Annotated in this window: 22 protein-coding genes and 4 tRNA genes; 13 read left to right on the forward strand and 13 right to left on the reverse strand. The window is 70.6% G+C overall.

Going from position 1 to position 25,293, the window contains the following annotated elements:
* Window positions 1-73: 73 nt before the first annotated feature.
* The 3 genes from hrpA to AB0A94_RS22015 all read left to right on the forward strand — a co-directional run bounded on the left by hrpA (window position 74) and on the right by AB0A94_RS22015 (window position 4,685).
* On the forward strand, window positions 74-4,054 hold the full coding sequence (hrpA, locus tag AB0A94_RS22005) for an ATP-dependent RNA helicase HrpA (RefSeq protein ID WP_361746705.1): 3,981 nt from the start codon (window positions 74-76) through the stop codon (window positions 4,052-4,054).
* 119 nt (window positions 4,055-4,173) lie between these two features.
* Window positions 4,174-4,248: transfer RNA gene (locus AB0A94_RS22010), tRNA-Asp, on the forward strand.
* 227 nt (window positions 4,249-4,475) lie between these two features.
* Window positions 4,476-4,685 (forward strand): DUF6274 family protein, encoded by a 210-nt coding sequence (locus tag AB0A94_RS22015; protein WP_361746707.1) that lies wholly within the window; start codon window positions 4,476-4,478, stop codon window positions 4,683-4,685.
* Window positions 4,686-5,121: 436 nt separating this feature from the next.
* Here the strand turns inward: AB0A94_RS22015 and bldC are convergent, their stop codons facing one another.
* Together bldC and AB0A94_RS22025 are read right to left on the reverse strand one after the other, a co-directional pair.
* Window positions 5,122-5,328, reverse strand: coding sequence for a developmental transcriptional regulator BldC (gene bldC, locus AB0A94_RS22020; RefSeq protein WP_003949541.1), 207 nt, complete (start codon window positions 5,326-5,328; stop codon window positions 5,122-5,124).
* Between the two features lie 539 nt (window positions 5,329-5,867).
* Complete coding sequence (locus AB0A94_RS22025) at window positions 5,868-6,710, reverse strand: hypothetical protein (RefSeq protein ID WP_361746709.1); 843 nt, start codon at window positions 6,708-6,710, stop codon at window positions 5,868-5,870.
* 219 nt (window positions 6,711-6,929) lie between these two features.
* On the opposite strand from AB0A94_RS22025, the gene AB0A94_RS22030 reads away from it, so the two are divergent.
* Window positions 6,930-8,018, forward strand: a complete 1,089-nt coding sequence (locus AB0A94_RS22030; RefSeq protein ID WP_361746711.1) for a Glu/Leu/Phe/Val dehydrogenase dimerization domain-containing protein — start codon at window positions 6,930-6,932, stop codon at window positions 8,016-8,018.
* A gap of 319 nt (window positions 8,019-8,337) precedes the next feature.
* Window positions 8,338-8,586: a DUF3073 domain-containing protein gene (locus tag AB0A94_RS22035; RefSeq protein ID WP_073933448.1), complete on the forward strand. Its 249-nt coding sequence runs from the start codon at window positions 8,338-8,340 to the stop codon at window positions 8,584-8,586.
* Between the two features lie 123 nt (window positions 8,587-8,709).
* On the opposite strand, the gene purM is transcribed toward AB0A94_RS22035, so the two are convergent.
* The 9 genes from purM to purS all read right to left on the reverse strand — a co-directional run bounded on the left by purM (window position 8,710) and on the right by purS (window position 17,746).
* Window positions 8,710-9,777, reverse strand: coding sequence for a phosphoribosylformylglycinamidine cyclo-ligase (gene purM / locus AB0A94_RS22040; RefSeq protein ID WP_361746713.1), 1,068 nt, complete (start codon window positions 9,775-9,777; stop codon window positions 8,710-8,712).
* 33 nt (window positions 9,778-9,810) lie between these two features.
* Window positions 9,811-11,337: an amidophosphoribosyltransferase gene (gene purF / locus AB0A94_RS22045; protein WP_361746715.1), complete on the reverse strand. Its 1,527-nt coding sequence runs from the start codon at window positions 11,335-11,337 to the stop codon at window positions 9,811-9,813.
* Window positions 11,338-11,399: 62 nt separating this feature from the next.
* Window positions 11,400-12,194 carry an META domain-containing protein gene (locus AB0A94_RS22050; protein ID WP_361746717.1) on the reverse strand — a complete coding sequence of 265 codons (795 nt, stop codon included), beginning with the start codon at window positions 12,192-12,194 and terminating at the stop codon, window positions 11,400-11,402.
* A 54-nt stretch (window positions 12,195-12,248) separates the two neighbouring features.
* Window positions 12,249-13,046 (reverse strand): sterol carrier family protein, encoded by a 798-nt coding sequence (locus AB0A94_RS22055; protein WP_361746719.1) that lies wholly within the window; start codon window positions 13,044-13,046, stop codon window positions 12,249-12,251.
* A 9-nt stretch (window positions 13,047-13,055) separates the two neighbouring features.
* Window positions 13,056-13,892, reverse strand: a complete 837-nt coding sequence (locus AB0A94_RS22060) for a M23 family metallopeptidase (protein ID WP_361746721.1) — start codon at window positions 13,890-13,892, stop codon at window positions 13,056-13,058.
* Window positions 13,893-13,924: 32 nt separating this feature from the next.
* The gene (locus AB0A94_RS22065; protein ID WP_361746724.1) at window positions 13,925-14,425 is read right to left on the reverse strand and encodes a helix-turn-helix domain-containing protein; all 501 of its coding nucleotides are present in this window, start codon (window positions 14,423-14,425) and stop codon (window positions 13,925-13,927) included.
* A gap of 125 nt (window positions 14,426-14,550) precedes the next feature.
* A complete protein-coding gene (purL, locus tag AB0A94_RS22070; RefSeq protein WP_361746726.1) occupies window positions 14,551-16,809 on the reverse strand; it encodes a phosphoribosylformylglycinamidine synthase subunit PurL in 2,259 nt (752 codons plus the stop codon).
* The gene (gene purQ, locus AB0A94_RS22075) at window positions 16,806-17,486 is read right to left on the reverse strand and encodes a phosphoribosylformylglycinamidine synthase subunit PurQ (RefSeq protein ID WP_217136893.1); all 681 of its coding nucleotides are present in this window, start codon (window positions 17,484-17,486) and stop codon (window positions 16,806-16,808) included. Before purQ ends, purL begins: the two co-directional genes overlap by 4 nt.
* On the reverse strand, window positions 17,483-17,746 hold the full coding sequence (purS, locus tag AB0A94_RS22080; RefSeq protein ID WP_006133353.1) for a phosphoribosylformylglycinamidine synthase subunit PurS: 264 nt from the start codon (window positions 17,744-17,746) through the stop codon (window positions 17,483-17,485). The genes purQ and purS overlap by 4 nt, the downstream gene beginning before the upstream one ends.
* A gap of 353 nt (window positions 17,747-18,099) precedes the next feature.
* On the opposite strand from purS, the gene AB0A94_RS22085 reads away from it, so the two are divergent.
* The 8 genes from AB0A94_RS22085 to AB0A94_RS22120 all read left to right on the forward strand — a co-directional run bounded on the left by AB0A94_RS22085 (window position 18,100) and on the right by AB0A94_RS22120 (window position 22,672).
* Entirely contained in the window at window positions 18,100-18,417 is a 318-nt protein-coding gene (locus AB0A94_RS22085) for an Lsr2 family protein (RefSeq protein ID WP_217136914.1), read from the forward strand.
* Window positions 18,418-18,553: 136 nt separating this feature from the next.
* Window positions 18,554-18,625: transfer RNA gene (locus AB0A94_RS22090), tRNA-Gly, on the forward strand.
* Window positions 18,626-18,705: 80 nt separating this feature from the next.
* Window positions 18,706-18,778, forward strand: a tRNA-Gly gene (locus AB0A94_RS22095).
* A 133-nt stretch (window positions 18,779-18,911) separates the two neighbouring features.
* Window positions 18,912-19,874, forward strand: coding sequence for an ABC transporter ATP-binding protein (locus AB0A94_RS22100; RefSeq protein ID WP_361746730.1), 963 nt, complete (start codon window positions 18,912-18,914; stop codon window positions 19,872-19,874).
* Window positions 19,871-20,671 carry an ABC transporter permease gene (locus AB0A94_RS22105; protein ID WP_361746732.1) on the forward strand — a complete coding sequence of 267 codons (801 nt, stop codon included), beginning with the start codon at window positions 19,871-19,873 and terminating at the stop codon, window positions 20,669-20,671. Before AB0A94_RS22100 ends, AB0A94_RS22105 begins: the two co-directional genes overlap by 4 nt.
* Window positions 20,672-20,699: 28 nt before the next feature.
* Window positions 20,700-21,959, forward strand: coding sequence for a sensor histidine kinase (locus AB0A94_RS22110; protein ID WP_361746734.1), 1,260 nt, complete (start codon window positions 20,700-20,702; stop codon window positions 21,957-21,959).
* The gene (locus tag AB0A94_RS22115) at window positions 21,956-22,576 is read left to right on the forward strand and encodes a response regulator transcription factor (RefSeq protein ID WP_361746736.1); all 621 of its coding nucleotides are present in this window, start codon (window positions 21,956-21,958) and stop codon (window positions 22,574-22,576) included. The genes AB0A94_RS22110 and AB0A94_RS22115 overlap by 4 nt, the downstream gene beginning before the upstream one ends.
* A 23-nt stretch (window positions 22,577-22,599) precedes the next feature.
* Window positions 22,600-22,672: transfer RNA gene (locus AB0A94_RS22120), tRNA-Gly, on the forward strand.
* Window positions 22,673-22,716: 44 nt separating this feature from the next.
* Here the strand turns inward: AB0A94_RS22120 and AB0A94_RS22125 are convergent.
* Both AB0A94_RS22125 and AB0A94_RS22130 read right to left on the reverse strand, forming a co-directional pair.
* On the reverse strand, window positions 22,717-23,616 hold the full coding sequence (locus tag AB0A94_RS22125) for a phosphoribosylaminoimidazolesuccinocarboxamide synthase (protein ID WP_361746738.1): 900 nt from the start codon (window positions 23,614-23,616) through the stop codon (window positions 22,717-22,719).
* 83 nt (window positions 23,617-23,699) lie between these two features.
* Complete coding sequence (locus tag AB0A94_RS22130) at window positions 23,700-25,223, reverse strand: N,N-dimethylformamidase beta subunit family domain-containing protein (RefSeq protein WP_361746740.1); 1,524 nt, start codon at window positions 25,221-25,223, stop codon at window positions 23,700-23,702.
* Window positions 25,224-25,293: the final 70 nt, after the last annotated feature.

The following is a 25,293-nucleotide window of genomic DNA, read 5'->3' on the forward strand; positions in this document are numbered from 1 at the left end:
GTGTGCCCCCGCACATGTGCCCCGGCAAAATCATTGGCCGCGAATTTTCGCGGGATGAGACCCTGGAGTCCGTATGTCTACGCACTCTGCCCCCGCTCTCGGTTCCCTCGCCTCCCGCCTCACCGAGCTGTCGCTGCGCGACGCGCACCGGCTCGGGCGCAGGCTCGAGGGCGCACGCAAGATCCGCAAGCCGGAGGCCCGTGCCGCCGTGCTCGCCGAGATCGAGGCGGAGGTCGCCGCGTCCGAGGAGCGGATGGCGGGGCGGCGCGCCCGGGTGCCGGCGGTCACGTATCCCGAGCAGCTGCCCGTCAGCCAGAAGAAGGACGCGATCGCCGAGGCGATCCGTGATCACCAGGTGGTGATCGTCGCGGGTGAGACCGGGTCCGGCAAGACCACGCAGATCCCGAAGATCTGCGTGGAGCTGGGCCGGGGTGTCCGGGGCATGATCGGGCACACGCAGCCCCGCCGGATCGCCGCGCGTACGGTCGCGGAGCGGGTGGCGGAGGAGCTGGACACGCCGCTGGGCGAGGCCGTCGGCTGGAAGGTCCGCTTCACCGACCAGGTGAACCCGGACGCCACGTTCATCAAGCTGATGACCGACGGCATCCTGCTCGCGGAGATCCAGACCGACCGTGAGCTGCGCGCCTACGACACGATCATCATCGACGAGGCGCACGAGCGGTCGCTCAACATCGACTTCCTGCTCGGTTACCTCGCCCAGCTGCTGCCGAAGCGCCCGGACCTCAAGGTCGTCATCACGTCGGCGACCATCGACCCGGAGCGTTTCTCCCGGCACTTCGGGGACGCGCCGATCATCGAGGTCAGCGGGCGCACGTATCCGGTGGAGGTGCGGTACCGGCCGCTCCTTGAGGAGGACTCGGAGGACGCCGACCGGGACCAGATCACCGCGATCACGGACGCCGTCGAGGAGCTGATGGCGGAGGGACCCGGCGACATCCTGGTGTTCCTCTCCGGTGAGCGGGAGATCCGGGACACGGCGGACGCGCTCACGAAGAAGCGGTACCGGTCGACCGAGGTGCTGCCGCTGTACGCCCGGCTGTCCCACGCCGAGCAGCACCGGGTGTTCCAGCAGCACAGCGGCCGCCGGATCGTCCTGGCGACGAACGTGGCCGAGACGTCCCTGACCGTGCCGGGCATCAAGTACGTCATCGACCCCGGGTTCGCCCGCATCTCCCGCTACAGCCACCGCACCAAGGTGCAGCGGCTGCCGATCGAGCCGGTCTCGCAGGCCAGCGCCAACCAGCGCAAGGGCCGCTGCGGCCGTACGTCGGACGGTGTCTGCATCCGGCTGTACAGCGAGGACGACTTCCTGGCCCGTCCGGAGTTCACGGACGCGGAGATCCTGCGCACCAACCTCGCCTCGGTCATCCTGCAGATGACGGCGGCCGGCCTGGGCGAGATCGAGAAGTTCCCGTTCATCGACCCGCCGGACCACCGCAACATCCGCGACGGCGTGCAGCTGCTCCAGGAGCTGGGCGCGCTGGACGCGGCGCAGAAGGATCCCCGCAAGCGGCTGACGCAGACGGGGCGGAAGCTGGCGCAGCTGCCGGTGGACCCGCGGCTGGCCCGCATGGTGCTGGAGGCGGACAAGAACGGCTGTGTCCGCGAGGTGATGGTCATCGCCGCCGCGCTGTCCATCCAGGATCCGCGGGAGCGGCCCGCCGACAAGCAGACGCAGGCCGATCAGCAGCACGCCCGGTTCCGGGACGAGTCCAGCGACTTCCTCGCCTACCTCAACCTGTGGCGGTACGTCCGCGAGCAGCAGAAGGAGCGCGGTTCGTCGTCGTTCCGCCGGATGTGCAAGCAGGAGTACCTGAACTTCCTGCGGATCCGCGAGTGGCAGGACATCTACACGCAGCTGCGCACGGTCGCCAAGCAGATGGGCATCCACCTCAACGAGGAGGACGCCCCCGACGACCGCGTCCACGTCTCCCTGCTGGCCGGTCTGCTGTCGCACATCGGCATGAAGGACGTGAAGGAGTCCAAGGACTCCGGTCCGGGCACCGGCCGCAAGGACGGCGGGCGCAACGAGTACCTGGGCGCGCGGAACGCCAAGTTCGCGATCTTCCCGGGCTCGGCGCTGTTCAAGAAGCCGCCGCGGTTCGTGATGTCGGCCGAACTGGTGGAGACGTCCCGGCTGTGGGCGCGGGTCAACGCGAAGATCGAGCCGGAGTGGGTGGAGCCGCTCGCGGAGCACCTGCTCAAGCGCACGTACAGCGAGCCGCACTGGGAGAAGGACCATGCGGCCGTGATGGCGTACGAGAAGGTGACGCTGTACGGCGTGCCGATCGTGGCGCAGCGCAAGGTGAACTACGGCCGGATCGACCCGGAGGTCTCCCGGGAGCTGTTCATCCGCAACGCGCTGGTCGAGGGCGACTGGCGGACGCACCACAAGTTCTACGCCGACAACCGGAAGCTGCTGACCGAGGTCGAGGAGCTGGAGCACCGCGCCCGGCGCCGGGACATCATGGTCGACGACGAGACCCTGTTCGACTTCTACGACCAGCGGATCCCCGAACACGTGGTGTCGGGGGCGCACTTCGACTCGTGGTGGAAGCACAAGCGGCACGAGCAGCCGGACTTCCTCGACTTCGAGCGGGAGATGCTGATCCGTGAGTCGGCGGAGGCGGTCACCAAGGCGGACTACCCCGACTCGTGGCGGCAGGGCCCGCTCAAGTTCCGGGTCACGTACCAGTTCGAGCCGGGTGCGGACGCCGACGGTGTGACGGTCCACGTACCGCTCCAGGTCCTGAACCAGGTGACGGACGAGGGGTTCGACTGGCAGATCCCGGGGCTGCGCGAGGAGGTCGTCACGGAGCTGATCCGTTCGCTCCCCAAGCCGATCCGGCGGAACTACGTGCCGGCGCCGAACTACGCGAAGGCGTTCCTGGAGCGTGCGGTCCCCCTGCAGGAGCCGCTGACCGTGACGATGGCCCGTGAGCTGAAGCGGATGGTCGGGGTGCCCTTCGAGGCGGAGGACTTCGACTGGTCCCGCGTTCCGGACCACTTGAAGGTGACGTTCCGGATCGTTGACGAGCGGCGTCGCAAGATCGCCGAGGACAAGGACCTGGAGGCGCTCAGGCTCAGGCTGCGGCCGAAGGCCCGCCAGGCGCTGTCGCAGGCGGCCGCCGCCACGGCGCAGCGTGAGGGCGGCGAGTCCCTGGAGCGCAAGGGGCTGACGGACTGGACGATCGGTTCGCTCACCCGCGTGTTCGAGACCCGGCGGGCCGGTCAGCCGGTGAAGGCGTACCCGGCGCTGGTCGACGACGGTGACACGGTGTCGGTCCGGCTGTTCGACACGGAGGCCGAGCAGGCGGAGGCGATGTGGAAGGGCACGCGCCGGCTGATCCTGCTGGGGATCCCGGTGAACCCCGCGAAGTTCGCGTCCGAGAAGCTGACGAACGCGCAGAAGCTGGCGCTGTCCGCCAATCCGCACGGTTCGGTGCAGGCCCTGTTCGACGACTGCGCGACGGCCGCGGCGGACAAGCTGATCGCCGACTTCGGCGGGCCGGTGTGGGACGAGGAGTCCTACCGGAAGCTGTACGACAAGGTCCGCGCGGAGATCGTCGACACGACGGTCCGCGCGGTGGGCCAGGTGCAGCAGGTGCTGGCGGCGTGGCAGGCCTGCGAGCGCCGTCTGAAGGGCGTACGGAGCCCCGCGCTGCTGCCGAACCTCCAGGACGTACGGGGGCAGCTGGACGGGCTCGTGCGGCCCGGTTTCGTGACGGAGGCAGGGCTGCGGCGGCTGCCGGACCTGATGCGCTATCTGGTGGCCGCGGACCGGCGCCTGCAGCAGATGCCGGCGAACGTGCAGCGGGACACCACGCGCATGGAGAAGGTCCATGAGATGCGGGACGAGTACGCGTGGCTGCTGGAGCAGCTGCCGCAGGGGCGGCCGGTGCCGCAGCAGGTGCGGGACATCCGCTGGATGATCGAGGAGCTGCGGGTCAGCTACTTCGCCCACGCGCTCGGTACGGCGTACCCCGTGTCGGACAAGCGGATCGTGAAGGCGATCGACGCGGCGGTGCCGTGACGGAACCCGCACACAGGGTGAGTTCGACCAGGAGGCTCCACCTCCTGTACAGTCCTTCTCGCAGCGCAACGAAGGCGGAATCCAATATGCGACTCCGTCGCGTGAGCGCCGCGAAACCTGGTCCTGTGGAGCAGTTTGGAGTGCTCGCCACCCTGTCAAGGTGGAGGCCGCGGGTTCAAATCCCGTCAGGACCGCAGTTACCGGAAGGCCCGTATCCCGCGAGGGGTGCGGGCCTTCCGCATGAGATCCCGCCCCGCGAGAGACCGCGGGCCGTTCTCATGACAGGGGCCCGGGTCCTCGGACCCGGGCCCCTGCGCTCGTGCGGGGCGCTGTGCGGCCCTCTGCCGTCTTGACGGGCCCGCCGTCCCTCGGTACTCCAGGAAGCAGGGCACCGCTCCGTGTGCCCACCTGGAGGTGGCGTATGGCGGCATCGGCTGGGCACGAGACACGGGCGCTGCTCCGTGCGCACCTGTCGGCCGCGTCGTCGTACCGGCACCTCACCCGCCACTGCCCGATCTGCCACCGCCTCCTGCGGCTGGCGATGGACTCCGCGCCCCGCCCCTCGGACACCTCCCGGGACGCCTCCCGACCCGCCGGGGAACAACCCGGCCCCAACGCCCGTTCCCTTTAGCGCATATGCCACGGACTCAACAAGCCGACTGGTATGTGACGGGTGTCACCGCATGAGTTTTGGGAAGTGCTGTACTTACACCTCTCCTACAACAGGTCAATTTAATATGTGCAATTGCACCACTCGGAGAGGTGCTCGCCGGCCGGCGCACAGGTGATCCCCCAGCCGTCCCCAGAGTCCGACAAGCCCGCGCACAGGGCGTCCTCCGGACCCCCGCCCGAGCCGGCCCGACCCCCATGAGCGCACAAAAAAGATCGCGCTGGACCCGGCGGGGTCCAGCGCGATCGACGACGCACCCTTGTTCAGTTGCCTGGAAAGCTCTGATCAGCTTGGGCGAGGGGCCTGTTGGGGCAGTCCCCGCGTCGCTTGGAGCCAGGGTTCCCGGGCGTCTCGGCCGGTGGGGGACCAGCCGGTTGTGCCCGGTTCATACGGTTGTTCAGGCTTCGCTGCGCTGCTGCGGAATGCCCGCGAGCAGTGCGCGGACCTCGGCTTCGCGGTAGCGGCGGTGCCCGCCGAGCGTGCGGATCGACGTGAGCTTGCCTGCCTTCGCCCAGCGCGTGACCGTCTTCGGGTCGACGCGGAACATGGTGGCGACCTCAGCCGGGGTCAGCAGCGGCTCGGCATCAGGGGTGCGAGCGGTCATGAGCGGCCTCCTCGGGAGAACCGAACCTTCTCGGTTCTTTCCTCTAAATTCTGCACCTTGACCCGCGTTGCCCGAAATGGCGGACGCGAGTCGAGTCGGTTATAGGACGAACGGCTTGTCCTCGGCACTACAACTACACCATCTGTCCAGCCACGTCGGCCAAACCGATGGAATTGCCCTCCCAGGTGTTCATCAGCCGCGGAAGCCGATGGACCGTGCCATAGCGGACAGTCACGCCACTGTGACGATCAGTCACAGCAGCGATCAGGAGTCACCAGACCCCCCAAAGCATGCATTGCCGAGATTCCGCCCATAGTCGAGCACATCAGGACGGAGGAGCCCTCGCCGGACTCCTTGTCCTATTTTGGCATGAGGGCGGGCAAGGGGCGCAAGGGCCACGTAAGTGCGGTCCGTCACGCTTGGCGCGCTTGGGACATACGCCCGGATCGACGCCTACGTCCGTTCTCGGGCCCGCGCTGACGGAACCTCAGACACCCCAGGGCGAAGACGAAACCCCAAGAACGGCGTTTGGTCAAACGTCAGTTCGCCGAACGCAGGTCGCGAACCGAACGCCAGCGCTCCACGAGGCGCCCGTAGGCCTCCCCCGCGCCCTCCTCGTCGCCCCGGCGCAGCGCGGCGATCCCCTCGGCCACGTCCGCCGCCGAGTGGTCGCCCTCGAGCGTGCCGGCCGGCAGGGCGTGCACCAGTCCGCCGTAGTCGAGTTCGACCAGTGAGCGCGGATGGAACTCCTCCAGCCACCGCCCGACGTCCACGAGACCGTCGATCAGCAGGCTCTCGTCCACGGCGTCCCGCAGCGCCCGCAGCCCCCGCGCCACCCGTCGGCGGGCCTGGACCATCGGGGTCCGGTAGCGCAGGATGGGCGCCTCGTCGGCGGAGCCCTTGCCGTACTCCCGCTCGTCGTCCGCGAACAGCACGAACCAGTTGATCGGCACCTGCCAGGTCGCGGTGCGGATCCACGGCCGGGCGTCGGGGTGGTCGGCCAGCCAGCGCTCGTAGTCCCGGGTCGCCTGGTGGCGCACGACCGGGGGCAGGAGGGCGTCCAGGACCGGCGGCGGGAAGTCCTCGGCGAGCTCGCCCAGGGCCTGCCAGCCGCGCAACCGGGTGCGCCAGGGGCAGACGCAGACCACGCCGCCGACCTCGAGGACGAACGCGTCGTCGCTCTCGTGCACCGGCACCGGCACCGGCGGGGTGGGCGCGAGGTCGGCCAGCGCCCGGCGGAGTTCCTCCTGGTAGGAGGGGCGGTCGGGGCGGCGGGCGTAACGGGCCCAGTGGCCGCGTTCCGGTTCCGGGAAGGCGGCCAGCGGTTCGTACACGCGCAAGTAGGTCGCGTAGGGGACGATCACCGAGGACACCTTGGGCACGCCTGCTCCCTCCCCCGAGGACCGTCGCGAAAACCTGTCCGGCCCCCGCCCGGACGGGTGGGAAACCGCGCAAATCGACGCACGGCGGTACTCCGGACGGAGGTGATCCGGGACACGGTGCCGCCGGTGGGCGCACGAGGATCTAATCTCGTGCCACGGTCCCCGCCACCTCTACGGGGGCCGACCCCACCCGCCGCTACTTACTCAGGAGTCACCACAGTGACCGACGTATCTGACGGCGTCCTGCACACCCTGTTCCGCTCGGACCAGGGGGGCCACGAGCAAGTCGTGCTCTGTCAGGACCGCGCCACCGGCCTCAAGGCCGTCATCGCCATCCACTCCACCGCGCTGGGCCCCGCCCTCGGCGGTACGCGCTTCTACCCGTACGCCTCCGAGGAGGAGGCCGTCGCCGACGCGCTGAACCTCGCGCGCGGGATGTCGTACAAGAACGCCATGGCCGGGCTCGACCACGGCGGCGGCAAGGCCGTGATCATCGGCGACCCGGAGCGGATCAAGTCCGAGGAGCTGCTGCTGGCCTACGGCCGGTTCGTCGCCTCGCTCGGCGGCCGGTACGTCACCGCCTGCGACGTCGGCACCTACGTCGCCGACATGGACATCGTGGCCCGCGAGTGCCGCTGGACCACCGGCCGCTCCCCGGAGAACGGCGGCGCGGGCGACTCGTCCGTGCTCACCTCCTTCGGCGTCTACCAGGGCATGCGGGCCGCCGCCCAGCACCTGTGGGGCGACCCCTCGCTGCGCGACCGCAAGGTCGGTGTCGCGGGCGTCGGCAAGGTCGGCCACCACCTGGTGGAGCACCTGCGCGCCGAGGGCGCCGAGGTCGTGATCACCGACGTGCGCGAGGACGCCGTGCGGCGGATCCTCGACCGGCACCCCCAGGGCGTGTCCGCCGTCGCCGACACCGAGGCGCTGATCCGCACCGAGGGCCTGGACATCTACGCCCCGTGCGCGCTCGGCGGGGCGCTGAACGACGACAGCGTGCCGGTGCTGACCGCCAAGGTGGTCTGCGGCGCCGCCAACAACCAGCTCGCCCACCCGGGCGTGGAGAAGGACCTCGCCGACCGCGGGATCCTCTACGCGCCGGACTACGTGGTGAACGCCGGCGGTGTCATCCAGGTCGCCGACGAGCTGCACGGGTTCGACTTCGACCGGTGCAAGGCGAAGGCGTCCAAGATCTTCGACACCACGCTCGCCATATTCGCACGTGCGAAGGAAGACGGGATTCCGCCGGCCGCCGCGGCCGACCGGATCGCCGAGCAGCGGATGGCGGAGGCGCGCCCGGCGCGATGAGGCGTGCGCGAGCGGCCCGGCCCGGGGCGTCTTTCGCACAGGTGAGCGGTACCCGCCGGAGGGCACTTGGAGAGAACTCTCACTTCTCCCGGCGGGTCGACCGTCGATAAGTGGTTAAAATCGCGGTTGACCAGCGAGGACGGGGCGCCTCGAAGGTTCTGGGCGCGGGCACGTCATGCGGGCGACGTACCGTATGGGCGCGGGCTCAGGTACCGTGGAAGCCCTACGGACCGGACTCTCCGCGGAGAGTCCGTTCTGGACCATGAACGCGTGTCAAGACTCTGGGGCCGTCGAGCCCCGTCGTTGAGGGGGTCGAGCCATGGGGCGCGGCCGGGCCAAGGCCAAGCAGACGAAGGTCGCCCGCCAGCTGAAGTACAACAGCGGTGGGACTGATCTCTCCCGCCTGGCCGAGGAGCTGGGCGCATCGCCTTCGAACCAGCCACCGAATGGTGAGCATTTCGAGGACGATGAGCAAGACGACGACCTGTACGCACGGTACGCCGACCTCTATGAGGACGACGACGAGGACGAGGACGGCCCGTCCTCGCAACAGCGTCGCGGCGCTTGACCTTGCGCTGAACACCAGCCCGGTCGGCGACTCCGGTCACCGACCGGGTTTAGTGCTGCCTCGGCAGCCCTCACGGTTCGGTGTGCCGTCCGCGCGTCCACCGCGCGGACGGCACACCGTCGCTCACTTCGCGTAGTCACCGACGAGGGCCGCGCCCGTGGCGTGCTCGCCGCGGTCGGTGATCTCACCGGCCACCCAGGCGTCCACCCCGCGGTCGGCCAGCGTCGCCAGCGCCACGTCGACGGACTCCTGCGGCACGATCGCGATCATGCCCACGCCCATGTTCAGCGTCTTCTCCAGCTCCAGCCGCTCGACCGAACCGGTCCGGCCGACCAGGTCGAACACCGGCGCGGGGGTCCAGGTGGAGCGGTCGACGACCGCGTGCAGCCCGTCGGGGATCACACGGGCCAGGTTGGCCGCGAGGCCGCCGCCGGTGACGTGGCTGAACGCGTGCACCTCGGTGGTGCGGATCAGCGCCAGGCAGTCCAGCGAGTAGATCTTGGTGGGCTCCAGGAGCTCCTCGCCGAGGGTGCGGCCCAGCTCGTCGATCCGGGCGTCCAGGGCGAGCCCGGCGCGCTCCAGCAGGACGTGCCGGACGAGGGAGTAGCCGTTGGAGTGAAGCCCGGAGGACGCCATGGCGATCACCGCGTCACCCGTACGGATGCGGTCCGCGCCGAGCAGCCGGTCGGCCTCCACGACGCCCGTACCGGCCCCGGCGACGTCGAAGTCGTCCGGACCCAGCAGACCGGGGTGTTCGGCCGTCTCACCGCCGACCAGGGCGCATCCGGCCAGCACACAGCCCTCCGCGATGCCCTTGACGATCGCGGCGACCCGCTCGGGGTGGACCTTGCCGACGCAGATGTAGTCGGTCATGAACAGCGGCTCGGCGCCGCACACCACGATGTCGTCCATGACCATGGCGACCAGGTCGTGGCCGATGGTGTCGTACACGCCCAGCTGCCGCGCGATGTCGACCTTGGTGCCGACGCCGTCCGTGGCGGAGGCGAGCAGGGGCCGCTCGTAGTTCTTCAGGGCGGAGGCGTCGAAGAGGCCGGCGAAGCCGCCGAGGCCGCCGAGGACCTCGGGGCGCCGCGTCTTCCTCACCCACTCCTTCATGAGCTCGACGGCGCGGTCGCCCGCCTCGATGTCGACGCCCGCCGCTGCGTAGCTGGCACCAGTGTTCTGGGACATGACTGTGAGAGCTTTCGTGTCGTCCGTCAGGGCTTACGGGCGGCGGATCGCGTCGACCGCGGCCGGGGCGGCGGTGCCGGCGGCCAGCTCGGTCTCCAGGAGCTGCTTGCCGAGGAGCTCGGGGTCGGGCAGCTCCATCGGGTACTCGCCGTCGAAGCAGGCGCGGCACAGGTTCGGCTTGGCGATGGTGGTCGCCTCGATCATGCCGTCGAGGGAGATGTACGCCAGGGAGTCGGCGCCCAGCGAGGTGCCGATCTCGTCGACGGTCATACCGTTGGCGATGAGCTCGGCGCGGGTGGCGAAGTCGATGCCGAAGAAGCAGGGCCACTTCACGGGCGGCGAGGAGATCCGGATGTGGACCTCGGCGGCGCCCGCCTCACGGAGCATCCGGACCAGGGCCCGCTGGGTGTTGCCGCGCACGATCGAGTCGTCGACGACGACCAGGCGCTTGCCCTTGATGACTTCCTTGAGCGGGTTCAGCTTGAGGCGGATGCCGAGCTGCCGGATGGTCTGCGAGGGCTGGATGAACGTACGTCCGACGTACGCGTTCTTGACCAGGCCGGCACCGAAGGGAATGCCGGACGCCTCCGCGTAGCCGATGGCGGCCGGAGTGCCGGACTCCGGGGTCGCTATGACCAGGTCGGCCTCGGCCGGGGCCTCCTTCGCGAGGCGGCGGCCCATCTCGACCCGTGAGAGGTACACGTTCCGGCCGGCGATGTCGGTGTCCGGGCGGGCCAGGTACACGTACTCGAAGACACAGCCCTTGGGCTTCGCGTCCGCGAACCGGGAGGTGCGCAGCCCGTTCTGGTCGATGGCGATGAACTCGCCCGGCTCGATCTCGCGCACGAAGCTCGCGCCGCAGATGTCGAGGGCGGCGGACTCGGAGGCGACGACCCAGCCGCGCTCCAAGCGGCCGAGGACCAGCGGGCGGATGCCCTGCGGGTCGCGGGCCGCGTACAGGGTGTTCTCGTCCATGAAGACGAGGCTGAAGGCGCCCCTGACCTTGGGGAGGACCACGTGCGCGGCCTGCTCCACGGTCACCGGCTCGCCGTCGACGGCGCGCTGGCCGGCCAGCAGGGCGGTGATCAGGTCGGTGTCGTTGGTGGCCGCCACCTTGGGGGCGCGGCCGTTCTCCTTGGGGAGTTCGGCGACCATCTCGGCGAGCTGCGCCGTGTTGACCAGGTTGCCGTTGTGGCCGAGCGCGATGGATCCGTGCGCGGTGGCGCGGAACGTCGGCTGGGCGTTCTCCCACACCGAGGCACCGGTGGTCGAGTAGCGGGCGTGTCCGACCGCGATATGACCCTGGAGCGAACCGAGAGAGGTCTCGTCGAAGACCTGGGAGACCAGGCCCATGTCCTTGAAGACGAGGATCTGGGAGCCGTTGCTGACCGCGATACCCGCGGATTCCTGGCCCCGATGCTGGAGGGCGTAGAGCCCGAAGTACGTGAGCTTGGCGACCTCTTCACCCGGAGCCCAGACACCGAAGACGCCGCAAGCGTCCTGGGGGCCCTTCTCGCCGGGGAGCAGGTCGTGGTTGAGTCGTCCGTCACCACGTGGCACGTCCCCGAGTGTAGGCGAGATCGACCACTGGTCCGAATGCGGGATGTGCCCCCGGCTGTGGATCAGCGCTGTGCGACGGCCCGGACACGGGTTCCGTCTTCGCTGGTCAGCGTGAGGGTGTGGCCTTCGATCCGGTAATCCGCGGTGCCGTCGAACAGCTTCGTCAGCGTCTTCTCGGCGTCCATGAGTGAGTCTTCGCACACCATTCGGGTCGTGGCGGGCGCGCCGAGGGTGATATGGCCGTCGCGCACCGTGGCGTCGGCGCTCACCTGGTTGCAGCCGAGGCGGCCGGCGACGGTGCCCTTCTCCTCGTCGAAGGTGAGGTGGGCGCGGCCGTCGGCGGCGGGGGTGGTGACGGTCCACTTGGTGCCGTGCAGCGGGGTGTCCTTCATCTTGCTGAGGCGGACGGTGTCGCCGGTGTCGGTGGTGAGGGTGAGGCGGTCGTCGTCCACGTCGGCCTTCAGGGCGTTCTCGTTGAGGCTGCGGACGAAGGCGGTCTCGAGTTCCATGAGCTCCTCGGAGCAGGCGATCAGGGTGCTCTCCACGCGGTCGCCGTCGCCGATCCTGATCCGGTCGCCGTCGAAGGAGACCGGGCCCCTGAACCGGTTGCACCCGTAGCTGCCCTCTGCCCGGCCGCTGTCGTCGAAGGTGAGGTGCGCGCCGTCGGAAGCGCGGTGGGTGGTGCCGTCGGCGGTGAAACTGTCGACGCTCCAGCTGGTCCCGGCGAGGGACCGTGCCGCGTCGGCGGAACCGCTGCCCGCACCGGCCTTCTCGTTGCCACAGGCCGCCAGGAACGGGACGAGCACGGCGGCGGCGGTCAGAATCGTCATGCGCTGCTTGTGCTTCTGCCTGTACATGCCGATCCGACGAAGGCGGGAGGCGAACGGTTCCCCTTCCGCCTCAGGTTCCTCTCATCCCAGCAGCGGCAGATACGGTCCGAGGTCCGCCCGTTCCCCGCTCGCGCTCACCTTCGCGCCGGCCACCGCGTCCTGCCAGGCCGTCCGTCCGCCGGCCAGCCGGATCCAGGTCAGCGGGTCGGTCTCGACCACGTTCGGCGGGGTGCCCCGGGTGTGCCGCGGCCCCTCCACGCACTGCACGACCGCGTACGGCGGGATCCGCACCTCCGTGGAGCCGCCGGGGGCCTTCGCGGCGAGCGCGTCGGCCAGCAGCCGGGTGCAGGCGGCGAGGGCCTGACGGTCGTACGGGACGTCGAGGCCGGGGACGGCGGCGTTCAGGTCGTCGGTGTGGACGACGAGTTCGACGGTGCGCGTGACGACGTAGTCGGCCAGTGTCAGGGCGCCCGCGCTGGTGGGGAGCAACCGTCCGCCGGGGTGCGCGTCGAGGCGGGCGGTGAAGCGCCGCTCGACCTCGTCGAGGTGGGCGTCGAGGTCGGGGTGGTCCGCCGCGAGCCGGCGCGCGGTGCCGGCGATGGCGTCCGCGTCGGCGGCGATGGCGGACGGCCAGTCGAGCAGCCGCCCGTCCTGCCGCGCGGGCACGGGCTCGTCGAGCAGCCGGTCCACGGCGGTCAACGCCATCCCGACGTGCGCCACCAGCTCCCGTACGGTCCAGTCGCCGAGCCGCGTCGGCAGCGCGAGCTGCTCGGGGGTGAGGGTGCGCACGGCCGCCCGCACGTTCCCGAACTGCGCCAGCACGGCGGCGCGGGTCTTGACGGGGTCGTAGGAACGGGCGCGCTTCTTGGCCGGGGGCATGGTGGAAGCCTATGCGGGGGCGACCGGCGCCGGACCGGATATGTCGAACACCTCGCCGTTGCGGGGGACGCCCGTGCCGCGCCAGGTGAACGGGATGCCGCGCGCGGTGTCCGGGTCGGGGCCGTCCATCAGCTGGAAGTGCAGGTGGGGCTCGGTGGAGTTGCCGGAGTTGCCCACCTGGGCGAGTGTCTGCCCGGCGCGCACCCGGTCCCCCTCGCGGACGGTGAGCGAGCCGCGCCGCAGATGGGCGTAGGCCGCGTAGGTGCCGTCGCCGAGGTCCAGCACGACGTGGTTGCCGAGGATCCGACGGACTCCGGACATCTCGCGCACCGAGCCCTCGATCAGCATCAGGTAGAGCAGCGCGGGCAGCGAGGTGCGGCTGCGGTGGTCGCGCTGCCGGTCGTCGGCACGCACGACCGTGGCGTCGGCGACCGCGTGCATCGAGGCGCCGTACGCCGGGAAGCCGGAGCAGCGGCGGGCGAGCGGCCATATGAGGGAGAACCCGGGGCGGGCACCCGGCTCGGGCTCGGCGACGAGGTCGATGGCGTACGTCTGTCCGTACGCGTGGACGCCGTGGCTCGGGGTGCGGTCGGCCGGGCTGTTCAGCGCGGACCAGCGTCCGGTGACGGGCGGGTCGACCTCGACCGGCTCACGGCCCGGGCGAGGTGCGTCCGGTGCGCCGCCCCACCTGTTCACCGCGATGACCAGGACGTACGCCAGGACCAGGGGCAGGAGGTCCCACCACCAGGCGTAGCCCCAGTCGAAGGTGATGTGGGCGATCACCAGCCCGATGAAGCCGAGCTGCAGACCGCGGAAGGCGGTCATGGCGAGTTTGCGTGCGGACATGCTTCCCCCTCGTGCTCTGTGCCGGGCAGTGGTCAGGGACGCGCCGCCGAGAGCGTCACCAGCAGCGGTACGACCCGGCCGGGCGGCACTTCGTAGCGGCCGCGGCCGGTGGTGTGCAGCCAGCCGGTGCCGGTGAGCTGACGCAAGTGGTGGTAGATCTGGCCGGTCGTGCCGATCTCCTCCAGTTCCGCCAGCTCGGCCGCGGTGCGCCGGCCGCCGACGATCTCACGGAGCAGCCGGAGCCGTACCGGGTGACCGAGTGCGGCGAGCGCCTCGGCGGCGTCCGGCCATTCGTAGGCCAGCAGCCCTTCGGTGAGCGCGCCGTGCTGCCACTCGTACTGCTCGCCGGTCGGCATCCGGACCGCCCCGGTGAACAGCACCCCTCCGTCGGCCGCCTTCAACTCGGCGAGCTGGGCCTTCAGGCCCTCCATGGCCCAGAAGTCGCCCTCACCGAAGCGGGGTGCGGTGCGGTCGGCCGCTTCCAGCGCCGCCAGTCGGCGTTCGAGGTCGGTCATGCGCTCTTCGAGTTCCACGACTTCGAGATTACGTAACTACGTAATCTCGCGCAAGCGCTTTTCGGTGGGGACCGCGGTACGCCGAAGCCCCCGTCCGGCGGACCGGGCGAGGGCTTCGTTCCCGCGCGGGAAGGGCGGAGGGGTCAGGCCAGCAGGGCCGGGATCGTGGCCTCGTGGGTCTCGCGCAGTTCGGCGAGGGTGAGCGCGAACTCGCCCTGGAGCTCCACCGTGTCGCCGTCGACGACGCCGACGCGGGTGGCCGGGAGGCCGCGCGCGCCGCACATGTCGTTGAAGCGGACCTCCTCCGAACGCGGCACCGCGACGATCGCGCGGCCCGCCGACTCGGAGAACAGGAAGGTGAAGGCGTCGAGCCCGTCGGGGACGACCAGACGCGCGCCCTTCTGCCCCAGCAGCGCCGACTCGACCACGGCCTGGATCAGACCGCCGTCCGACAGGTCGTGCGCGGAGTCGATCATGCCGTCGCGGGAGGCGGAGATCAGGATCTCGGCGAGCAGGCGCTCGCGCTCCAGGTCGACCTTCGGGGGCAGGCCGCCGAGGTGGTCGTGGACGACCTGGGACCAGGCCGAGCCGCCGAACTCCTCACGCGTGTCGCCGAGGAGGTACAGCAGCTGGCCGTCCTCCTGGAAGGCGACCGGCGTGCGGCGGGCCACGTCGTCGATGACGCCCAGCACGGCCACCACGGGCGTGGGGTGGATGGCCGCCTCACCCGTCTGGTTGTAGAGCGAGACGTTGCCGCCGGTCACCGGGGTGCCGAGCTGCCGGCAACCGTCCGCCAGACCGCGCACGGCCTCCGCGAACTGCCACATGACGGCCGGGTCCTCGGGCGAGCCGAAGTTCAGGCAGTCGGAGACCGCGAGGGGCTTGGCGCCGGTCGTGGCGACGTTGCGGTACGCCTCCGCGAGGGCCAGCTGCGCGCCCACGTACGGGTCGAGCTTGGCGTACCGGCCGTTGCCGTCGGTCGCGATCGCCACGCCGAGGCCGGACGCCTCGTCGATGCGGATCATGCCGGAGTCCTCGGGCTGGGCGAGGACGGTGTTGCCCTGCACGAAGTGGTCGTACTGCTGGGTGATCCACTGCTTGGAGGCCTGGTTGGGCGAGCCCACCAGCTTCAGGACCTGGTCCTTCAACTCCTCGGACGTCCCCGGGCGCGGCAGCTTGTTCGCGTCGTCCGCCTGCAGCTCGTCCTGCCAGGACGGGCGGGCGTACGGGCGCTCGTACGTCGGGCCCTCGTGGGCGACCGTGCGCGGGTCGACGTCGACGATCTTGCCGCCGTGCCAGAAGATCTCCAGGCGGTCGCCGTCGGTCACCTCGCCGATGACGGTGGCGATGACGTCCCACTTGTCGCAGATCTCGAGGAAGCGGTCGACCTTGTCGGGCTCGACGACCGCGCACATGCGTTCCTGCGACTCGCTCATGAGGATCTCCTCGGGGGAGAGCGTCGAGTCGCGGAGCGGCACGTCGTCCAGGGTGACGCGCATGCCGCCGGAGCCGTTGGAGGCCAGCTCGGACGTGGCGCAGGACAGGCCGGCCGCGCCGAGGTCCTGGATGCCGACGACCAGCTTCTCGGCGAACGCCTCCAGGGTGCACTCGATGAGGAGCTTCTCCTGGAAGGGGTCGCCGACCTGGACGGCGGGGCGCTTCGACGGCTTGGCGTCGTCGAAGGTCTCGGAGGCCAGGATGGAGGCGCCGCCGATGCCGTCGCCGCCGGTCCGGGCGCCGTACAGGATGACCTTGTTGCCCGCCCCGGACGCCTTCGCGAGGTGGATGTCCTCGTGCCGCATGACGCCGATGGCACCGGCGTTGACCAGCGGGTTGCCCTGGTAGCAGGCGTCGAAGACGACCTCGCCGCCGATGTTGGGCAGGCCCAGGCAGTTGCCGTAGCCGCCGATGCCGGCGACGACGCCCGGGAGGACGCGCTTGGTGTCGGGGTGGTCCGCGGCGCCGAAGCGCAGCGGGTCCACGACCGCGACCGGGCGGGCGCCCATGGCGATGATGTCGCGGACGATGCCGCCCACGCCGGTGGCCGCGCCCTGGTAGGGCTCGACGTACGAGGGGTGGTTGTGCGACTCGACCTTGAAGGTGACCGCGTAGCCCTGGCCGACGTCGACGACACCGGCGTTCTCGCCGATGCCGACGAGGAGGGCGTCGGACTCGGGGGCCTTCTCGCCGAACTGGCGGAGGTGGACCTTGGAGGACTTGTACGAGCAGTGCTCGGACCACATGACGGAGTACATGGCGAGCTCGGCGCCGGTCGGGCGGCGGCCGAGGATCTCCACCACCCGCTCGTACTCGTCCTTCTTCAGGCCCAGCTCGGCCCAGGGCAGCTCGACGTCGGGGGTCGCGGCCGCGTGCTCGACCGTGTCCAGAGGCGTCCGGCTCATGCGTTGACCAGCTTCTTGAGGATCGAGGTGAAGAACGGGAGGCCGTCGGTGCGGCCGGTGCCGATCAGCGGCTCGACGGCGTGCTCGGGGTGCGGCATCAGACCGACGACGTTGCCCGCCGCGTTGGTGATGCCGGCGATGTCGTTGAGCGAGCCGTTGGGGTTGACGTCCAGGTAGCGGAAGGCGACGCGGCCCTCCGCCTCCAGCTCGTCCAGCGTCCGCCGGTCGGCGACGTAGCGGCCGTCCATGTTCTTCAGCGGGATGTGGATCTCCTGGCCGGCCGTGTAGTCGGTGGTCCAGGCGGTGTCCGTGTTCTCCACCCGCAGCTTCTGGTCGCGGCAGATGAAGTGCAGGTGGTCGTTGCCCAGCATGCCGCCGGGGAGCAGGTGCGCCTCGGTGAGGATCTGGAAGCCGTTGCAGATGCCGAGCACCGGCAGGCCCGCCTTGGCCTGGTCGATGACGGTGTCCATCACCGGCGAGAAGCGCGCGATGGCGCCGGCGCGCAGATAGTCGCCGTACGAGAAACCGCCGCAGAGCACCACGGCGTCGACCTGCTTGAGGTCCTTGTCCTTGTGCCAGAGGGCGACGGGTTCGGCACCGGCGACGCGGATCGCGCGCTGGGTGTCCCGGTCGTCCAGGCTGCCCGGGAAAGTGACGACGCCAATACGAGCGGTCACTTCGCGGCCTCCGCGACTTCCTCGACCCGTACGGTGAAGTCCTCGATCACGGTGTTGGCGAGGAAGGATTCCGCAAGATCGTGGATACGGGCGAGCGCGGCCTCGTCGACCGGCCCGTCAACTTCCAGTTCGAATCGCTTTCCCTGGCGGACGTCCGAGATCCCTTCGAAACCCAGTCGCGGCAGTGCGCGCTGCACCGCCTGGCCCTGGGGGTCGAGGATCTCCGGCTTGAGCATGACGTCGACTACGACGCGTGCCACTGGCACTCCCGGTGTGTGGTGCTGAGCAGGTTCCTTCAGACTACCCGCACAAAATTTCTACGCGAGTAGAGTTGGAGGAATCTACGTGACCGCCATCACGATTCGGCATCACGAAGAGGCGTCAGGGAAAAGATCCGGGAAAGATCTCCGTTTGCCCGCACATCCCTATTGCGCCCCGGACACGCGGGCAGATTTAGTCGGGCTTCACATTGCATTGCCGGGCACTGTACAAATGAATTGTCATTAGCAGATACTTTGCCCGATTACAGGCGGACAGCCGACATCTCGGCGATGTCCCGGCACGTCATCACGGACGTCCGGACGAGAGGTGTCGCATGAAGGGACCGATATTCGTGGCGCAGAAGGTCGTGGTCACGCTCTTTGACGACATCGACGGCTCGGAAGCGGCGGAAACGATCGCCTTCGGACTGGACGGCAAGTCGTACGAGATCGACCTCAATGAAACCAATGCCAGGAAACTGCGTGCGGCCCTCGAGCCCTACGTGGACGCCGGCCGCAAGCGGTCGCGCTCCGGCAAGGCGTACCGGCAGACGGAGGTCGCCCCGGACCCGGCTGCCGTGCGCGCCTGGGCACAGGCGAACCGGATGGACGTCCCCGCGCGCGGGCGGATCCCCAAGAAGGTCTACGAGGCGTTCACCGCGGCGCAGTGAGCCGGCCGGGTGACCCGCCTCGACGGCCGGTCACCCGTCCCTCGCGGCAACCGACTTGCGCAGCACCCCTGCTGATCAGCTAGAGTCTGGAGCACGCCGAGGGGCAAGGCCGAAAGGCCCGGCCCACGGAGTACTTGCGGGTGTAGTTCAGTAGTAGAACATCCTCCTTCCAGGAGGAAGGCGCAGTGTGCAATTCCTGTCACCCGCTCTGCACCGCCGTACCGAGCATCCTTGTGGATCAGGTAGGCTGGTGCCCGCGCCGATCGGTGAGAGCCGGTCGGAGGCAATGCGGACGTAGCTCAGTTGGTAGAGCGCAACCTTGCCAAGGTTGAGGTCGCGAGTTCGAGCCTCGTCGTCCGCTCTTCGATCAAAGGCCCCGGTCATCGACCGGGGCCTTTGTCATGCGTCCCCCTGGTAGCCCGTCTGACATTTGTCATGTTCAGTAATGACAGCCCGCACTGCCGGGTCCTCCCGGCCGCCGGGATGATCGGAGCATGGAAGCGAACGAACACGAACACGTGATTGAGGTCACCGGCCTGCGACGTGTCTACGGGGGCGGGTTCGAAGCGGTACGCGGGATCGACTTCTCGGTGCGGCGCGGAGAGGTCTTCGCCCTGCTGGGCACCAACGGCGCCGGCAAGACCTCCACCGTCGAACTGCTGGAAGGGCTCGCCGCCCCGGCCGGCGGGCGGGTCCGGGTGCTCGGCCACGACCCGTACACCGAGCGTGCCGCCGTACGGCCCCGCACCGGCGTGATGCTCCAGGAAGGGGGCTTCCCCTCCGAGTTGACCGTCGCCGAGACCGCCCGGATGTGGGCGGGGTGCGTCAGCGGGGCCCGCCCCGAGCGGGAGGTCCTGGCGCTGGTCGGGCTGGAGGCGAAGACCGGCGTCCGGGTGAAGCAGCTGTCCGGGGGCCAGCGGCGCCGCCTGGACCTGGCGCTCGCGCTGCTCGGCGACCCCGAGGTGCTCTTCCTCGACGAACCCACCACCGGGCTCGACGCCGAGGGCCGCCGGGACACCTGGGAGCTGGTGGGCGCGCTGCGCGACGGCGGCACGACCGTACTGCTCACCACGCACTACCTGGAGGAGGCCGAGCACCTCGCCGACCGGCTCGCGATCATGCACGACGGGCGCATCGCCGCCACCGGCAGCCCGGCCGAGGTGACCGCGAGCGAGCCGTCCCGGATCACCTTCGAACTGCCCGAGGGGTACTTCGTGGGCGACCTGCCGCCGCTGGCCGAACTGGGCGTGAGCGACCACACCGTCGACGGCCGGACCGTCCGGCTGCGCACCCGCGAACTGCAGCGGGCGGCCACCCAACTGCTGATGTGGGCGCACGGCGCCGGGGTGGAACTGCGCCGGCTGGACGTGCGGTCGGCATCGCTGGAGGAGGCGTTCCTCGGGATCGCCAAGGACGCGTCGGCGGGGACGACGGCGCCGAAGGAGTACGCAGCATGAGCACGACCACGACACCGAACACGAGCACGCGCACGACCACACCGGTGAGCCGGATGACCTCCCTCGCCCGCGCCGAACTGACGCTGCTGGGGCGGAGCAAGGGCACGCTCGTCGCCGCGCTGTTCGTGCCCCTGGTACTGCCGCTGAGCGTGCGGTCGGCGGCCGAGGAGATGGACCTCGCCGAGGCGGGACTGACCCCCGGCACCGTCGTGCTGCCCGCCGCCGTCGGCTTCTCCCTGCTGTTCGCCGTGTACACCGCCCTCGCCGGCGTCTTCGTCGTCCGCCGCGAGGAACTCGTCCTCAAGCGGCTGCGCACGGGCGAGCTGCGGGACGCCGAGATCCTCGGCGGGTCCGCGCTGCCGTCCGTCCTCACCGGGCTGACGCAGTGCCTGGTGCTGATCGCGGCCTGTGCGGTGCTGCTGGACATGTCCGCGCCGTCCGCACCGCACCTGGCCGTCCTCGGCCTGCTGTTGGGGCTCGTGATGTGCGCCGCGCTCGCGGCCGTCACCGCGGCCTTCACCCGGACCGCCGAGAGCGCGCAGGTCACGCCGATGCCGCTGACGATCGTCTCGATGCTCGGCTCCGGCATGTTCGTCCCGCTGGAACTGCTCCCCGACCGGCTGGCCTCCTTCTGCGAACTGCTGCCGCTGACCCCCGTCGTCACCCTGGTGCGCGGCGGCTGGACCGGCGACCTGTCGGCCTACGAAGCCCTGGGCGCCCTCGCGACGGCGGTGGCCTGGACCCTGCTGGCGGTGTTTGCTGTACGACGGTGGTTCCGCTGGGAGCCGCGGCGCTGAGGTACACGAGGGCGGGGGGACACGGGACATGAGCGGGCCGGGCGGCTGGTGGGGGCGCAAGAGCACACCGGCGAAGGTCGAGACGTACACGCGGTGGTCGTTCCACTCGTTCGCGCTGATCGAGTTCGTGTGTGCCGGCGGTCCGGTGATCGGGCAGGTGGGGCCCCGGCTGGGGACGCTGCTGATGTCCCTGGCGGCCGTGCACAGCGTGTTCTGCGCCGTGACCGTCTCCCGCGCCCTGGACTGGCTGCGCGGCGGACGCGCACAGCCCGTCCGCACCCTGTGGGCGCTCGGTGCCACCACCGCGGCGATGGGCGTCACCGCCCTCCTCGTCGCCGAACACGGGCCCGCCGGTGAGAACGTCGACGGAGCGGCCGGCGGGGTCTTCGTGATCGTGATGCTCTTCGGCGCCGGCGCGATCGCCATCGGCGTCCGCGGCCGGCGGCGGGTGTCCGCCTGTGTGACCGGCTTCGCGGTGGCCACGGCGGTACTGTCCTTCGCCCTCGGCATGCCCCTTGCCGTCGCCCTGTTCACCGCCCTGGTCGTCCTGGCCGGCGGCGGATTCTTCGCCTTCACCTATCTCTTCTCCGTCTGGCTGCTCAACGCCGTCTACGAACTCGACGAGGCCCGCGAGACCCGCGCCCGGCTCGCCGTCGCCGAGGAACGGCTGCGTTTCGGGCGGGACCTGCACGACGTGATGGGACGCAACCTCGCCGTGATCGCGCTGAAGAGCGAGCTGGCCGTGCAACTGGCCCAGCGGGAACGGCCGGAGGCCGTGCCCCAGATGGTCGAGGTGCAGCGCCTCGCACACGAGACGCAGCGGGAGCTGCGGGAGGTCGTACGCGGCTACCGCGAGGCCGACCTGGCCGGTGAGCTCGGCGGCGCCCAGGGCGTGCTGACGGCGGCCGGCATCGACTGCACGGTCACCGGGCCGACGGCCGGACTGCCGGCCCCGGTGCAGTCCGCGCTCGGCTGGGTCGTACGGGAGGCGGCGACGAACGTCCTGCGGCACGGGGACGCGCGGCGGTGCACGGTGGGGGTACGGGTGCTGCAGGGGCGTGTGGTGCTGACGGTGGAGAACGACGGCGTGCCGGACGACGCGGGCCCGGGACGGGGGTCCGGGCTCGTCGGACTGCGGGAGCGGCTGGCGGAGATCGGCGGGACCCTGCGGGCCGGGCCCGCGGGGGACGGCCTGTTCCGGCTGACGGCCGAGGTCCCGCTGCCGTCGGACGCCGGGCGGGTCACCGTCGTGTCAGCTCCCCGCTTCGTGAACGAGGTCACCTCATGACGTCACCAAGGCCCCTGCGTCTGCTGCTCGCCGACGACGAGCACCTGATCCGGGGCGCGCTCGTCGCGCTGCTGTCGCTCGAGGACGACCTGACGGTCGTCGCCGAGGCCGCCTCCGGGCCGGAGGCGCTGGCGATGGCGCGGGCGCACGCCCCCGATGTCGCCGTACTGGATCTGCAGATGCCCGGCGCGGACGGTGTGAAGGTCGCCACATCGCTGCGGACGGAGCTGCCCGGCTGCCGGGTGCTGATCGTGACCGGTCACGGGCGGCCCGGGCATCTGAAGCGGGCGCTCGCGGCGGGTGTGCGCGGGTTCGTCCCCAAGACCGTCAGCGCCCAGCGGCTCGCGGAGATCATCCGCACGGTGCACGCGGGAAACCGTTACGTCGACCCCGAGTTGGCGGCCGACGCGATCGCCGCCGGCGACTCCCCGCTGACCGCGCGCGAGGCCGAGGTGCTGGAGCTCGCGGCGGACGGGGCACCCGTGGCGGAGATCGCGGAGCGGGCCGCGCTGTCCCAGGGGACCGTGCGGAACTACCTCTCCTCGGCCGTCTCGAAGCTCGGGGCGGAGAATCGTCATGCGGCGGTCCGTCTCGCACGCGAGCGGGGTTGGGTATAGTTGTTCTCGCGCCACGGCGCAACGCGGACGTAGCTCAGTTGGTAGAGCGCAACCTTGCCAAGGTTGAGGTCGCGAGTTCGAGCCTCGTCGTCCGCTCAGGATCAAGGCCCCGGTCATCGACCGGGGCCTTTGTCGTGCGCTCAGCTCCAGGTGGTGCCGGTCAGACGCTCGTACGCCTCCACGTACTTGGTGCGGGTCGCGTCCACGATGTACTCCGGCAGCGGCGGCGGGGGCTGCTCGCTCCTCCGGTCCCAGCCCGACTCGGCCGAGGTCAGCCAGTCCCGCACGAACTGCTTGTCGTACGACGGCTGCGCGCGGCCCGGCTCCCACTGCTCGGCCGGCCAGAAGCGGGAGGAGTCCGGGGTGAGCACCTCGTCCGCGATGACCAGGCTCTCGCCGTCGAAGCCGAACTCGAACTTGGTGTCCGCGAGGATGATCCCCCGGTCGCGGGCGACGTCCCGGGCGCGGGAGTACGCGGCGAGGGTCGCCTGGCGCAGCTGGGCGGCGGTCTCCGCGCCGACCTGGCGGGCGACCTCCTCGTAGGAGACGTTCTCGTCGTGCTCGCCGACGGCGGCCTTGGTGGCCGGGGTGAAGATCGGGGCGGGCAGCTCCGAGCCGTCCACCAGGCCCTCGGGGAGGGCGAGGCCGCAGACCGTGCGGGACGCGTCGTACTCGGCCAGGCCCGAGCCGGTGAGGTAGCCGCGGGCCACGCACTCCACCGGGACCATGTTCAGGGACTTGCAGACCAGGGTGCGGCCCGCCCAGTCGTCGGGGGCGCCGGCCGGCAGGTCGGTGCCCAGGACGTGGTTGGGGAGCAGGTCGGCGAGCTGGTCGAACCACCACAGGGAGAGCTGGGTGAGGACCCGGCCCTTGTCGGGGATCTCGGTCGGCAGCACCCAGTCGTAGGCGGAGATGCGGTCGCTGGCGACCATCACGAGGTCGCCCGCCTCGCTCCGGTACAGCTCGCGCACCTTGCCGGTGTGCAGGTGCACCAGACCCGGGACCTGGATGGGCTCGGGCTTTTCTACGAATCCGGACACGGTTCCTCCGCGTGGTTCTGTACAGGTACGTCGATTCTCCCGTATGCGCGGGCCGGTATCCGTACGGGGTGGCGGCGGAGGGGTCAGTCGCGTTTGCAGATGCGGTCCAGGAGGTTGGCGGTGGCGCGCTGGACGCGGGGGTCGGTGTGGCCCGGGCGGTCCAGGGCCGGTGACCAGGCGAAGGTGCCGGAGGCGAAGACCCAGGCGCCGGAGGGGGCCCGGTAGAGGGACGTCTCCTGGTGGCGGCGGACGCCCCGGCGGTCGGTGTACGGGGAGTGGGCGAGCAGGACGCGCTCCTCGTGCGCGGGCAGCGGGGTGCGCGGGTAGTAGCGGTCGGCCTCGGCCGCGACCAGGCCCTCGATGCCGTCGCCCTCGTGCGCGCCGGTCGCCTCCCACATCCAGTGGCCGGCGTTGCGGACGATCAGCGGATGCGGTTCCGGGACGGGACCGGCGTACTGGATGCCGAGCAGCTGCTGCTCGGCGCGGTCGTGTTCCCGCCACAGCGTGGGTTTGCCCGGGCCCTGGCGCTTGCGGCAGGTCAGCAGGCGGTCGGGGCCGGACGGGGAGGGGGCGAGCTCCACCTGCCAGTACAGGGTGTTGGCGGAGAGGAAGACGAGGGACGTGCCGTGCTCGCGGGCGCGTTCCACGGCGGTCCGCATGGGCACCGACCAGTACTCGTCGTGGCCGGGGAAGATCAGGCCCCGGTAGCCGGCGGGGTCGATCCGGCCGGCGTGCAGGTCACGGGCGTCGGCGTAGGCGAGGTCGTAGCCGTAGTGCTCGGCCCAGCGGATGACGTCGTAGGCGTGGCCGACGTGCAGCGGAAGGCCGGCGCCCGCGTACGGGCGGTCGAAGGAGACGGTGGTGGCGGCGTCGGCCTCACCGAGCAGCCGGCCCTGCTCGTCCCAGGCGTGGTAGAGGCTCGCGCCGGTGCGGCCGTCCTCCGGGTAGAGGTTGTACGCCTGCCAGGTGACGTCGGGCAGGACCAGGAGGAGGTCGGCGGGACGGCTGTCGCGGACGGTGAACGGGATGTGCGAGCGGTAGCCGTCGGCGGTGGTGAGGACGGCGACGTACGCGCCGACGCTCCAGTACGACGGGACCGGTAACCGCCAGGAGAGCCACCAGTGGTGGCAGGAGACGGTGCGGTCGGCGGTGAGCGGCGCCGGCTGCACGATGCCGGAGAGCCGGGGACTGGAGGTGATCTTGGTGGCGCCGTGGCCGCCGTAGTGGCCGATGCGGTAGACGTCGACGTCGAACGGCTGGGGCGGGTCGACGGTGATGTGGAAGTCGATGGACTCGCCGGGGGCGACCGCGCCGGTGGAGGCGAAGCCCTTGATCTGGCGGTGCACGTCGTCGGCGGCCCGGGGCCCGACCGAGCCGGAGGAGCGGGGGGCGGGGATGGTGGGCCCGCCCTGCTTCGGGATACGGGCGGCGGTCCGTTCCGGGGCCGCGTACGGCTCCGGGTCCACGTACCAGGGGACGACCTGGCCGCTGTCGCCGAAGTACGTCTCGCTGCCGCGCAGCCACGGGAGGGGGCCCTGCCCGAAGGGATCGTTCACGGCGTGCGCCAGTGCTCCTGACTCCCAGCGGCGGACCTGCTCCGAACCCATGATCGCTCCCCTCCCTCGTGCCCCCGTCGCGGTGCGGTGCGGTGCGTGGTGCTGTCCGGCAGTCGTCGGG

The sequence above is a fragment of the Streptomyces sp. NPDC044984 genome, assembly GCF_040646935.1.
In the GTDB taxonomy this organism is placed as follows: domain Bacteria; phylum Actinomycetota; class Actinomycetes; order Streptomycetales; family Streptomycetaceae; genus Streptomyces.

What these genes read in the sequence shown, in the direction of transcription:
- hrpA (WP_361746705.1), top strand. Translation starts at nt 74, where the DNA reads ATGTCTACGCACTCTGCCCCCGCTCTCGGTTCCCTCGCCTCCCGCCTC.
- AB0A94_RS22130 (WP_361746740.1), bottom strand. Translation starts at nt 25,223, where the DNA reads ATGGGTTCGGAGCAGGTCCGCCGCTGGGAGTCAGGAGCACTGGCGCAC.
- AB0A94_RS22050 (WP_361746717.1), bottom strand. Translation starts at nt 12,194, where the DNA reads ATGTACAGGCAGAAGCACAAGCAGCGCATGACGATTCTGACCGCCGCC.
- AB0A94_RS22110 (WP_361746734.1), top strand. Translation starts at nt 20,700, where the DNA reads ATGAGCGGGCCGGGCGGCTGGTGGGGGCGCAAGAGCACACCGGCGAAG.
- AB0A94_RS22035 (WP_073933448.1), top strand. Translation starts at nt 8,338, where the DNA reads ATGGGGCGCGGCCGGGCCAAGGCCAAGCAGACGAAGGTCGCCCGCCAG.
- purL (WP_361746726.1), bottom strand. Translation starts at nt 16,809, where the DNA reads ATGAGCCGGACGCCTCTGGACACGGTCGAGCACGCGGCCGCGACCCCC.
- AB0A94_RS22060 (WP_361746721.1), bottom strand. Translation starts at nt 13,892, where the DNA reads ATGTCCGCACGCAAACTCGCCATGACCGCCTTCCGCGGTCTGCAGCTC.
- purM (WP_361746713.1), bottom strand. Translation starts at nt 9,777, where the DNA reads ATGTCCCAGAACACTGGTGCCAGCTACGCAGCGGCGGGCGTCGACATC.
- bldC (WP_003949541.1), bottom strand. Translation starts at nt 5,328, where the DNA reads ATGACCGCTCGCACCCCTGATGCCGAGCCGCTGCTGACCCCGGCTGAG.
- AB0A94_RS22105 (WP_361746732.1), top strand. Translation starts at nt 19,871, where the DNA reads ATGAGCACGACCACGACACCGAACACGAGCACGCGCACGACCACACCG.
- AB0A94_RS22055 (WP_361746719.1), bottom strand. Translation starts at nt 13,046, where the DNA reads ATGCCCCCGGCCAAGAAGCGCGCCCGTTCCTACGACCCCGTCAAGACC.
- AB0A94_RS22015 (WP_361746707.1), top strand. Translation starts at nt 4,476, where the DNA reads ATGGCGGCATCGGCTGGGCACGAGACACGGGCGCTGCTCCGTGCGCAC.
- AB0A94_RS22100 (WP_361746730.1), top strand. Translation starts at nt 18,912, where the DNA reads ATGGAAGCGAACGAACACGAACACGTGATTGAGGTCACCGGCCTGCGA.
- AB0A94_RS22115 (WP_361746736.1), top strand. Translation starts at nt 21,956, where the DNA reads ATGACGTCACCAAGGCCCCTGCGTCTGCTGCTCGCCGACGACGAGCAC.